Here is a 10,454-nt window from a genome sequence, read left to right as displayed (position 1 = left end):
AAGTCTCGCCAAGGTCGCTTCCGCTCCCAGGTCTCGCTATGGCAGCACACGACTCCCTTCCGCTGCCCATTTTCTGGTTAATCAACAGCCCTGATAAAATATATATCGGAGGAGAGGTTGAATTCAAGGACGCTGACGAATGTGAACACGTGGAGTCGTGAACATCGACACCGAACCACGTGGAGCCATTTCCTCACCCGGGGAGTCTGGGATGAACAGTGGATGCAACATCACCTGAGTCAACGATCACTGCGTAAAACACGCCCGACAAACCGGTCATCCTCAAAATCCCTTTTCGAAGACGACGAATCCCCCACCATACCAGGTGGGGGATTCCTTCATCAATCTTCTTTTTGCCACCGTAATACCGGCTTGCGGGCGGCGGTAACTTCGTCCAAGCGCTTCACCGGAGTGTGGTGGGGAGCTTCTTGGACCTCCTCCGGATGTTCTTCCACTTCCTTGGCGATTTGAATCATCACATCGATGAAGTGATCCAGTGTCTCCTTGCTCTCTGTTTCCGTCGGTTCGATCATCATGCACTCCTCGACGATCAGGGGGAAGTAGACTGTCGGCGGATGGATTCCGAAGTCCAGCAGGCGCTTGGCCATGTCCAGAGTACGAACCCCTTGACTCTTCTGCCGGTTTCCTGACAGGACGAATTCGTGCTTGCACACCTGATTGAAGGGCACATCGAAATGAGATTGCAATCGCTTCATCAGGTAATTCGCATTCAGAACCGCATCTTCGGACACCTGCCTGAGGCCGTCAGGTCCCATGGTGCGGATGTAGGTATAAGCCCGCACCAGCATACCGAAATTGCCGTGGAATCCTTTGACTCGCCCGATCGAATGAGCAATATCATCATCGAAGTAGTAACCATTTCCTTCTTTCGCCACCAGTGGAGCCGGCAGGAAGGGAACCAAGACCTCCTTCACACCGACGGGACCCGATCCGGGACCTCCCCCGCCGTGGGGTGTGGTAAAGGTTTTATGCAAATTCAGGTGGACTACATCGAAGCCCATGTCCCCAGGGCGGGTTTTCCCCAGGATCGCGTTGGCATTGGCACCGTCGTAATAGAGCAAGCCCCCGGCTTCATGGACGATCTCGGCGATCTCCTTGATCTCCTTTTCAAACAGTCCCAGTGTGTTGGGGTTGGTCAACATCAAGGCGGCGGTATCCTCTCCCACCACTTGCTTCAGATCCTCTACACTGACCAGACCCTTCTCATCGGACTTCACTGTCACCGCTTCAAACCCGGCCACGCTGGCGCTGGCCGGATTGGTCCCATGAGCGGAGTCGGGAACGATCACTTTGTTCCGGCTCCCCTCCCCCCGGAGTTCATGGTAGGACTTGATCATCATCAGCCCGGTCCACTCCCCCTGGGCACCGGCAGCGGGTTGCAGGGTGACTCGGTCCATCCCGGTGATTTCCGCCAAATCCTCCTGCAATTCATACAGCAATTGCAAGGCCCCCTGAACCGTGTCCTCCCCTTGATAGGGGTGGATCTGAGCGAATCCCGGATAGCGAGCCACATCTTCATGGATTTTCGGATTGTACTTCATCGTACAGGAACCCAGAGGATAAAATCCATTGTCGATCCCATGGTTGCGGCGGGACAGCTCGGTATAGTGGCGGATCAGATCTAACTCGGAGACTTCCGGCAGTTCCGCCGGAGTTTCCCGAAGCATGCTCTCGGGAATCCACTCCGATACCTCTGCAGCGGGAACATCCGACGGGGGAAGACTGTACGCCCTCCGGCCTGGCTTACTCATCTCAAAGATCAATGCTTTCTCCTCGCTCATGACAATCCCTCCAATACGCCGACCAACTGATCGATCTCCTCTTTGGTGCGCATATCGGTCACCGCGATCAGCATCGATCCCGCCCACTCCGGATAGTGACGGCCCAGATCGAAACCGCCGATGATCCCTTCCTTGAAGAGTGCCTGGTTTACCTCAGCCACCGGTCGATTCAGCTGTAGAGCAAACTCATTGAAAAAGGGCTGGTCAAAGAGCGGCTCCACCTGATTCAGTCGACTCAACTGTTCCTGGGCATAGTGAGCCTTATCCAGGTTGAGTTTGGCCAGTTGTTGCAAGCCCACCTTGCCGAGAGCGGTCATCCAGACCGCAGACGCCAGGGCATTCAAAGCCTGATTGGAACAGATGTTGGATGTCGCTTTCTCCCGACGGATGTGCTGTTCGCGGGCCTGCAAGGTCAGCACAAACCCTCGGACTCCCTCCTCATCTGTCGTCTGGCCAACGATCCGGCCCGGCACCTTTCGCATCAGCTTTTTGGTGACAGCAAAAAATCCACAATGGGGGCCACCGAATTGGACAGGAATTCCCATCGGTTGCGCATCTCCCACCACGATATCCGCCCCGAATTCCCCTGGCGGTTTTAAAAGACCGAGGGAGACCGGATTGGCACTGACGATCAATAATCCTTTATGCCGATGGGCAATCGGTTCCACCGCAGCCAGATCTTCCAGATTTCCGAAGAAGTTGGGGGATTGGATAATCACCGCCGCCGTCTCCCCATCGGAGGACGTTTTCAACTTCTCCAGATCTGTCACTCCGTCCTTGCAGGGAATCTCCACCACCTCCAGGCCGAGACCCTCGGCCTGGGTTCTCAAAATGGCTCGGGCTTCCAGATGAACTCCCTGAGAGATCAGCACCTTCGACTTTCTGGAAACGGCGGAAGCCACCCCGGCCGCCTCTGCCAGAGCGGTAGGTCCATCATACATGGAAGAGTTAGCCACATCCATTCCCGTCAACTCACAGATCATCGACTGAAATTCAAAAATCGCCTGCAGTTCGCCCTGACTGATCTCCGGTTGATAGGGGGTGTAAGCAGTGTAAAATTCAGAACGGGAAATCACATGGTTGACCACGCTAGGGATGTAATGCTCGTAAGCCCCTGCCCCCAGGAACGAAGCGTATTGATCAAAAGAAGCGTTTTTCCCTGCCAACCGCTTCATATGTCGGGTCAGAACCGGTTCCGCCATGGGCTCCGGTATGTTGAGACGTCCCTGGAACCGAATGTTCCTGGGGATATCTTGGAAGAGGTCTTCCACAGAATCGATCCCGAGAGTTTCCAACATCTCTCGGCGATCTGCCTCCGTAGTGGGCAAGTATCGAAAGTTCACTCCAGATTCCTCCTCTGGCATTGTTCCGACCCCGTGTCTACCTCGATCCGGCGGTCACTGTTTCGGACGTTGATAAAAAGGGGTTTTGATAATTTTTGCCGGGATTCTTTTTCCCCGGATCTCCACATCCACTTCTCGGTCCAACTCTGCGTGTTCCGCCTGGATCAGTGCCAGACCCACATTCTTTTTCAACGTGGGAGATTGGGTACCCGAGGTGACTTCACCCACCTCTTCTTCCCCAACATACACCGGATAATGGGAGCGGGGGATTCCTCTGCCTACCATCTCCAGTCCGACCAATTTCCGGGGAGGTCCTTCTTTCTTTTGTTTGGCCAGCACTTCGTGGCCGACAAATTCCCCTTTGTCCGGCTTCACTGCAAATCCGATCCCCGCCTCTATGGGCGAGATGCTGGCAGAAAGTTCGTTTCCATAGAGAGGAAGCCGAGCTTCAAAGCGAAGGGTATCCCTGGCACCGAGACCACAGGGAATCACTCCCCGTTCCTTACCTTCTTCCAAAATCCGCTGCCATAGGGTCGGAGCATCCGCTGCCGGAAGATAGATCTCAAAACCATCCTCTCCAGTGTACCCTGTACGGGAGACCAACCCTTTCACCTCTCCGAGAGAAACCGCTTCCTGAAAAGCGAAGGGCCTGATTTGCGACAGATCCGTCTGTGTCAATCCCTGAAGCACTTCTTCCGCCAAAGGCCCCTGCAACGCCAGTAACCCCGTCTCCGCGGAAAGGTTCTTGACCGTTACATCTCCTTGAAGCTGTTTTTCGATCCACTCCACATCTTTGTCGATGTTGGCGGCATTCAGGACCAAAAAGTACCGCCCTTCCCCTTTCCGGTAGATCAGGAGGTCGTCCACCGTCCCCCCATCGGGATAGCACATGGCCGTATATTGGATCCGGCCGTCCACCAGTTTGGAGACATCGTTGGTCATCAGTTTTTGCAGCAAGTCCAGAGCACCTGCTCCTTCCACCTCCACCTCTCCCATATGGGAGACATCAAAGAGACCGGCTCGGGTGCGAACTGCTTCATGCTCCGCCTTGATTCCCGAAAATTGCACCGGCATCTCCCATCCGCCAAAGGGGACCAGCTTGGCCTCCTCCTTGTAAAGAGGGTATAACGATGTCCGTTTCAGTTGTGTCACTCTCATCCCACCTCCGTTGCCCCGCAAGATACGGGTGACATAAAAACCCTTCACTGTGATGAATCCCCCGATCCGTTTTCCCTGTCCGGTTACCTGAGAGTTTGGCCCGATACATCGGGTTTTGCCCCTTGGGTGGCCGCTGAGGGCTCTTTCCAGGGAACGTCTGGCGGGCCTCCTTTTGCCTGAGAGATTCACCGGTGTACCCCCCCGGTTTGCTCCTTCGGCGCCACGGATCTAGGTCTCTCCTCCCGCCTTCAACCGCTCCGGAAACAGGTCCATTCCCCTTCATTGTGCCACATTCAGCCCCCTATTTCGAGACCTTTACCATTTTACATAAGAGAGGGTCTTTCCTCTCATACTAATTTGGAAGAAAGGACCGGGTTTTATGAAACGGAGGTGTGAATCTATGGAATCAGTTCCGATCCGGATGGACCGTCGGTGGCTGAATGATTTTTTGCAAAGGGTGGAAACAGACAGCAGTTGGTCCACTTGGAAACGATTCCAGCTGGCTTTGGAAGCCGCGGAAGCTCAACGGATTCCCGATTTTGACTCTCTGCGGAGCCTGGGGCTCCTGCAAGGCGTGACTCCCCTGCCTCATCAGGTGGAAACCGCCCGTCGCGTATTGGGGGAAATGCGCGGACGTGCCATCCTGGCAGATGAAGTCGGCCTAGGGAAAACAATTGAGGCCGGCTTGATTCTAAAAGAGTACCTGGTGCGAGGCTTAGTGAAGAACGCCCTAATCCTAGTCCCTTCCTCCTTGGTCTTGCAATGGACCCGGGAATTGAATCAGAAGTTCCAGATTCCCGCCACCGCCCAGAAAAAAGAGTGGATGTGGGACAAATATGATATCCTGGTCGCCTCGATTGATACCGCCAAACGGGATCCTCATCGCGCCAAGGTGTTAGGACGTCACTATGATATGTTGATCATTGACGAAGCTCACAAACTGAAAAATCGACGTACGAAAAACTGGCAATTCGTCAATGAAATCCGAAAGAAGTACGCACTCCTTCTCACTGCCACTCCGGTTCAAAATGACCTGTATGAACTGTATAATCTGGTCACCCTGTTAAAACCGGGGCATCTGGGTCAACAACAGGCTTTCAGCACTCAATATGTGGCCGGTAAGCGGAAGCCGAAGAACGAGGAGAAGCTACGGGAAGAGGTTCAACAGCTCATGATCCGAAACAAACGGAGTGACGGCCATATCGCCTTCACCAGACGAAATGTGAAGACCGTCTCCATCACCCTTTCCCCTGCCGAGCGGGAACTGTATGAAGGAATCACCCACTTTGTGAGGGAGCAATACCGGGAACAGGACGGGCCTATCAAAAGCCTGCTCTCCCTGATCACCCTGCAACGAGAAGTTTGCAGTAGCCGGGACGCCGCTTTCCTCACCCTATTCAAACTCCTAAAAAAGGGGGTGGGTTCAGATCTGGAACTGCCACCGAATGTATATCGTCTAGTGGAGTTGCTCCGCAGCGTCAAACAACAATCCAAGGTGGAGAAAGCGGTGGAATTGATCCGTTCTACCGAGGAGAAAACGATTCTTTTCACCGAATACCGGGCCACCCAGGATCTGATCCTGCGCTCCCTCGCCGCTGAGGGAATCATTGCGGTTCCCTATCGGGGCGGATTTGCTCGCAATAAAAAAGATTGGATGATGGAGCTTTTTCGCACCCGAGCCCGAGTAATGGTGGCGACAGAAGCCGGCGGTGAAGGAATCAACCTCCAATTTTGCAATCATATTATCAACTACGATCTCCCTTGGAACCCGATGCGAGTAGAACAACGGATCGGGCGAGTCCATCGTCTAGGGCAGGAAAAGGATGTGACCATCTATAATTTTGCCACCCAGGATACCATTGAAGAGCATATTTTATGGCTTCTCCACGAAAAGATCAACATGTTCCGCATGGTGATCGGAGACATGGAAACCATCCTAACGGAATGGGGATCCGGGGAAGAGATGGAGAAGAGCGTCATGAAGATCCTGCTGGAATCCGAGGATGACCAAGAGATTCGACAGCGCCTCTCCGCCCTGGGAGATACATTTGAGAAAGCCCGGCAGAAGATGACGGCCAAAAAAGTACAAACCGAGGTGATCCTGGATGGAACCCACTCAAGTTGAATCTTTTGCTGAACGATACCTGGACGCCTTCGACTGCCGCATCCTGGAAAAAGCCCCTAATCAAATCCAGGTGGAACTCTCTGTGGAGGCGGATCAGGACCTGGTTCACCGCCCCTTCTACTGGATGTATGTAGAGAAGATGGGACTTTCACCCCAGCCGAGCACCTTGACCTGGATATTTGATGGAACTGACGCCCCTCAGGGAGTCCGGGCCGAGTTGTTGAGCTACGGTTCTCCCCGGTTCAACCAGATGCTCGCCTCCGCACAAAAAAACGGACGATTTGTCCGTTTATATGAGGAGACCCCTCGTCCGGTGCGCAACGGGCTCGGTTCCAAGCCCTACGATCCCTGGCTGGGAGTCAACTACCACGTATCCTATATCTGTGATATGAAAAAAGATGAAATTCTGCATCTGGGGATCCATCTGCGAACTGGAGAGGTGGCTAAAGATTTTTATCCCCGGATCCAGCACCGCAATTGGTCTCCTCGTCTGCCCTCCCATCGCCATATACTCCCGCCCCTTTTTCCCCTGGCAGAGGCTGTGGGTGAACTGGAATACCACTTGCAGGGATATATTGAACAGCAAGACCTGTCTTGGGCCCGGAAGTCCATGGAGCGAATGGAGCAAGAGCTGGAACAACTCCACTCCTATTATCCCGAGGAGTGGCGAATGAGTGATGCTCTCCATGCGGAGAAGAGACAGCGACTCCGGGAAACCGTCTGGCAGTATCACCCCCGAGTCGAAGTGGAAGTGATTAACGCCGGACTCTTTTACCTCGATTCGCCACCAGAGAGTGCGGAGGAATCTGATTGAAAGAAGATAAGTCCGGTAAGGCATTCAGCCAGCCGGACAGATTTGCTTGCGGTGCTCCCCGTTCAAAATGGAAAAGATCCAGTGATCTTCCCAGCGGCCATTGATCTCCACGTTTTTTCGAGCCAGACCTTCCTTTTGAAAACCCGCTTTTTCCAGAACCCGCATTGAACCCGGATTTTTTGGCATCACCCCGGCTTCAATCCGGTGCAGATTCAACTCATCAAAAGCATATGTGACAGCCAACCGGATCGCTTCCGTCATATATCCTTTCCCGTTATGCCCTTCATCCAAAAGATAACCCAGCAAGCAACTCTGCAAGTTGGAGCGATGAATATCGGTAAGAGCGATCTCCCCGATCAATTCACCTGTTTTCCTGAGAAAAATCCCAAAGGAATAAGAAGCATCCTCTTCCCGCAACTTCTGTTGCTGCCGAATCGCTTCCTTCCGTGCATCGAGAGTGTAAAAAGAATCTTCCCGGGTGACGGAGTAGCGCTCAAAAAATAAGCGATTTCTCAGGTGAAGACTTAAAGATAATTCCGCCTCCGACTCCTTCAAAAAACGGAGTTCAATCCGATCGCTTGCCATCCCCAAGGATCCTCACCCTTTCAACTTCATGGTATATGTTTGTTATCAATCTATCACAGCCACGGCTCCTGCCACAATAAAAATAAGGCCACCCACAAACAAGCGGCCGGGGCCAAATCCATTCAGCGGACGCTACGAGAGTGAAGCACACTGTATAAAGAGGGTAACCTGTCGGCGGCTTGTCACTGCCTGGGGTTTTGTCTTAGTATGAAGGTGGATACACCTGTGGAGGAGAGTATATCAGGAAGGAGCCACCCACATGCGGAAACTGGATATCCAAATTGATATCGCCCAAGAGTATGAGGGCAAGAACAAAGAAGAGTTTCAACGGGACCTTCGCCGGGTGTTGGAAAAATACTTTGAACTGAACTCCATCCATATCCGTAAGGAAATACATACGGTCGAAGTCGACCGTCTCAATCTAACGCCTGACACAACGGACACGCCCAGAGATGAATGGCAGGATATTCTGGACATCGAGCGGCAACCGCTGGTAACCGAATTTGGATCCACGGATGAGGAAGAGTCGGAATATCCTGCCCGCCCTCAAACCAAACCTTCTTATTATTGAACCGTGATCCGGTGATTGCACCTTTTTCCTGGACAAAAGCGGCTCGGTTATTGAAACGAGCACTGATTTGTACATCATGAACGCCCCCGACCGGAACATCCCTGTCGGGGGCGTTTACTGCGCTTCATACCATCATGAAAGATTTACAGCCTTTGCCGAAAGATCCAATGGTCATGGAAGAAAGATACGATCCGAGCCGACTGACTCTCCGCCGATTAAGCCCCAGGAAAGCCTAAAAGAGTGGCCCTCCCCTTTTCCAGCCACCGGGAAACTGTCTGCCCCACTCTTCCAAAGAACTCTCTCCCAAGGGATCCATGTGTTTCTGTGGGGATTACCCGAATCAGACGAACCATCTGGCCCACCATGCAACGCCCTACCAGATTCGGATCCGCCTCCACCTCCACACTCACCCGCAAACCCTCTCGCCGCAAGGGAAGAAGGGAGGCCTGGTCCCCCACCAGTTCATAGCGTTTTCCCTGATCTGATTCCAACACCCAGCAACCACCTTGGATTTGGATCAAATGCATAGTTCCGGTCAATTCCATCCGCGTCGGCTCCGCCCCAGTTGCCACTGGGGACAGACCCCCTGTCATCAGCCAGACTCCTACCCATACTCCTACCCATAGGGCTTGTCCCATCCGGATCATGCTCATATGGATTCCTCCCTTTCCTAGTTTGTATAAAGAGAGGAATAAATATGATCAGAGCTCCCGACCAGACCCGTACAACCGGCGGTACATGCGCTCGGCAAAGGGATCCGTCATTCCTGCGATGTAATCGCAAACGATCCTCGCCCGCTGATCCGGTGCGAGTTCCAAGCTTTTGCGATCGTTTTCTGGAAGCAATTTTTCTTCATCCATCATCGCATCAAACAGCAACCGGACGATCCGCTCTCCCTTGAATGCCAGGGCTTGAACTTCAGGGGAATCGATCACCCGTTTCCTGACCATTTCCTTCAGTGCCCCATTCAATTGCTCCAACCCTTTGGGGAGAACCACCCGATAATGAAAACGAGGGGAACACCTCGAATCCCCTTGTTTCACCAGATCTGTATGGTTGACAAAGGCGGAGATCAGATTGGCCACCATCTGCTTCAGTCTGTATTTGAAGTCCTCTTGCCGAGGATGGAGACTCAGGGCCAGGGCTCTGGCCTGCTGCAACTCCTCGTATGATGAAGACGGAGCCACCTCCTCCAAGATTTCCTGCAGCTCCTCCACCTCCACCAAGCGAAAACTGACAGCATCCTCCAAATCATGAGTGGCATATGCAATATCATCAGCCAGATCGATCAGAGAACACTCCAAAGACTTGCGACAGGTCCGGGGGAAAGGGAAAGCTTCAGGTTCTGTTTCCATAAAAAACCGGATTTCCTCTTCTGTAAAGGGGTCCAGCACCCAATGGAATGCTTCCTGATCATCCGCATAGATACTCGCCTTTGGGGGGAAATCCGTCGTATAGGAGTTCGCATCCCGCAAAGCTTTATCCAGCAGAATGGGATATTTCATGACGGAGAGCAATAAGGCCCGAGTCAGGTTCAACCCCTCCCCTTTCTTTCCCTCCAATCGGGTCAGGATGCGGAACGTCTGAGCGTTTCCTTCAAATCCCCCCTCCTTCAACATGCATCGGTGCAGGGCCCGCTCCCCTTCATGGCCAAAGGGAGGATGGCCCAGATCGTGAGCCAAGGCGGCAGCTTCCACCAGCGAGATGTCGATCTTCCTCTCCTCCGGAAGCCAAGGGGAGCGGAGATTGAGGGAAAGTGCGATTCCCCGGGCAATCTGGGCTACCTCCATCGAATGAGTTAAACGGGTTCGGTGAAAATCCCCACGGTCGGTACCGAGCACTTGCTTTTTTGATTGCAACCGCCGGAAGGCGGCACTGTGGACAATCCGTCCGTGATCCCGTTCAAAGGGATCTCGCAAATCCCGTTCCGAACGGGGGCGATGTGCCATCCGACGTTCTCGGTCCTCTTTGCGGTAGAATCCATTCTCTTCTTTGTTGAACCACATCTGAATCCACCTCCCGCTCTTAGAATTTCCACTTGGAGAGCTCGGATCCT

General features: G+C 53.2%; 9 protein-coding genes and 1 riboswitch. Of the genes, 3 read left to right on the top strand and 6 right to left on the bottom strand.

Annotation, left to right across the window (positions count from 1 at the left end):
• Nucleotides 1–341: 341 nt before the first annotated feature.
• From gcvPB to gcvT, 3 genes are read right to left on the bottom strand one after another with little or no spacing between them, the layout of a single operon-like run.
• Nucleotides 342–1,802: an aminomethyl-transferring glycine dehydrogenase subunit GcvPB gene (gene gcvPB, locus JOD24_RS04200; RefSeq protein WP_429246397.1), complete on the bottom strand. Its 1,461-nt coding sequence runs from the start codon at nt 1,800–1,802 to the stop codon at nt 342–344.
• Complete coding sequence (gene gcvPA / locus JOD24_RS04195) at nt 1,799–3,145, bottom strand: aminomethyl-transferring glycine dehydrogenase subunit GcvPA (RefSeq protein WP_429246396.1); 1,347 nt, start codon at nt 3,143–3,145, stop codon at nt 1,799–1,801. Before gcvPA ends, gcvPB begins: the two co-directional genes overlap by 4 nt.
• A 54-nt stretch (nt 3,146–3,199) precedes the next feature.
• Nucleotides 3,200–4,297: a glycine cleavage system aminomethyltransferase GcvT gene (gcvT, locus tag JOD24_RS04190; protein ID WP_452233321.1), complete on the bottom strand. Its 1,098-nt coding sequence runs from the start codon at nt 4,295–4,297 to the stop codon at nt 3,200–3,202.
• Nucleotides 4,298–4,461: 164 nt separating this feature from the next.
• A riboswitch (glycine riboswitch) is annotated at nt 4,462–4,555 on the bottom strand.
• Between the two features lie 148 nt (nt 4,556–4,703).
• Between gcvT and JOD24_RS04185 the strand changes: the two genes are divergently transcribed.
• Both JOD24_RS04185 and JOD24_RS04180 read left to right on the top strand, forming a co-directional pair.
• A complete protein-coding gene (locus JOD24_RS04185; protein WP_429246395.1) occupies nt 4,704–6,428 on the top strand; it encodes a DEAD/DEAH box helicase in 1,725 nt (574 codons plus the stop codon).
• A complete protein-coding gene (locus JOD24_RS04180; RefSeq protein WP_380163715.1) occupies nt 6,409–7,242 on the top strand; it encodes a YqhG family protein in 834 nt (277 codons plus the stop codon). The genes JOD24_RS04185 and JOD24_RS04180 overlap by 20 nt, the downstream gene beginning before the upstream one ends.
• 24 nt (nt 7,243–7,266) lie before the next feature.
• Here JOD24_RS04180 and JOD24_RS04175 read toward each other — a convergent pair whose 3' ends face one another.
• Nucleotides 7,267–7,827 (bottom strand): GNAT family N-acetyltransferase, encoded by a 561-nt coding sequence (locus JOD24_RS04175; protein WP_380163783.1) that lies wholly within the window; start codon nt 7,825–7,827, stop codon nt 7,267–7,269.
• Between the two features lie 259 nt (nt 7,828–8,086).
• Between JOD24_RS04175 and JOD24_RS04170 the strand changes: the two genes are divergently transcribed.
• On the top strand, nt 8,087–8,398 hold the full coding sequence (locus JOD24_RS04170) for a hypothetical protein (RefSeq protein WP_380163713.1): 312 nt from the start codon (nt 8,087–8,089) through the stop codon (nt 8,396–8,398).
• A gap of 215 nt (nt 8,399–8,613) precedes the next feature.
• Here JOD24_RS04170 and JOD24_RS04165 read toward each other — a convergent pair whose 3' ends face one another.
• Nucleotides 8,614–9,051 carry a hypothetical protein gene (locus JOD24_RS04165; protein WP_380163711.1) on the bottom strand — a complete coding sequence of 146 codons (438 nt, stop codon included), beginning with the start codon at nt 9,049–9,051 and terminating at the stop codon, nt 8,614–8,616.
• 48 nt (nt 9,052–9,099) lie between these two features.
• Entirely contained in the window at nt 9,100–10,404 is a 1,305-nt protein-coding gene (locus tag JOD24_RS04160; protein WP_429246394.1) for an anti-phage deoxyguanosine triphosphatase, read from the bottom strand.
• Nucleotides 10,405–10,454 lie beyond the last annotated feature (50 nt).

The sequence above is a fragment of the Kroppenstedtia sanguinis genome (genome assembly GCF_050433445.1).
In the GTDB taxonomy this organism is placed as follows: Bacteria; Bacillota; Bacilli; order Thermoactinomycetales; family DSM-45169; genus Kroppenstedtia; species Kroppenstedtia sanguinis.
This window is presented reverse-complemented; position numbering and strand designations above follow the sequence as displayed.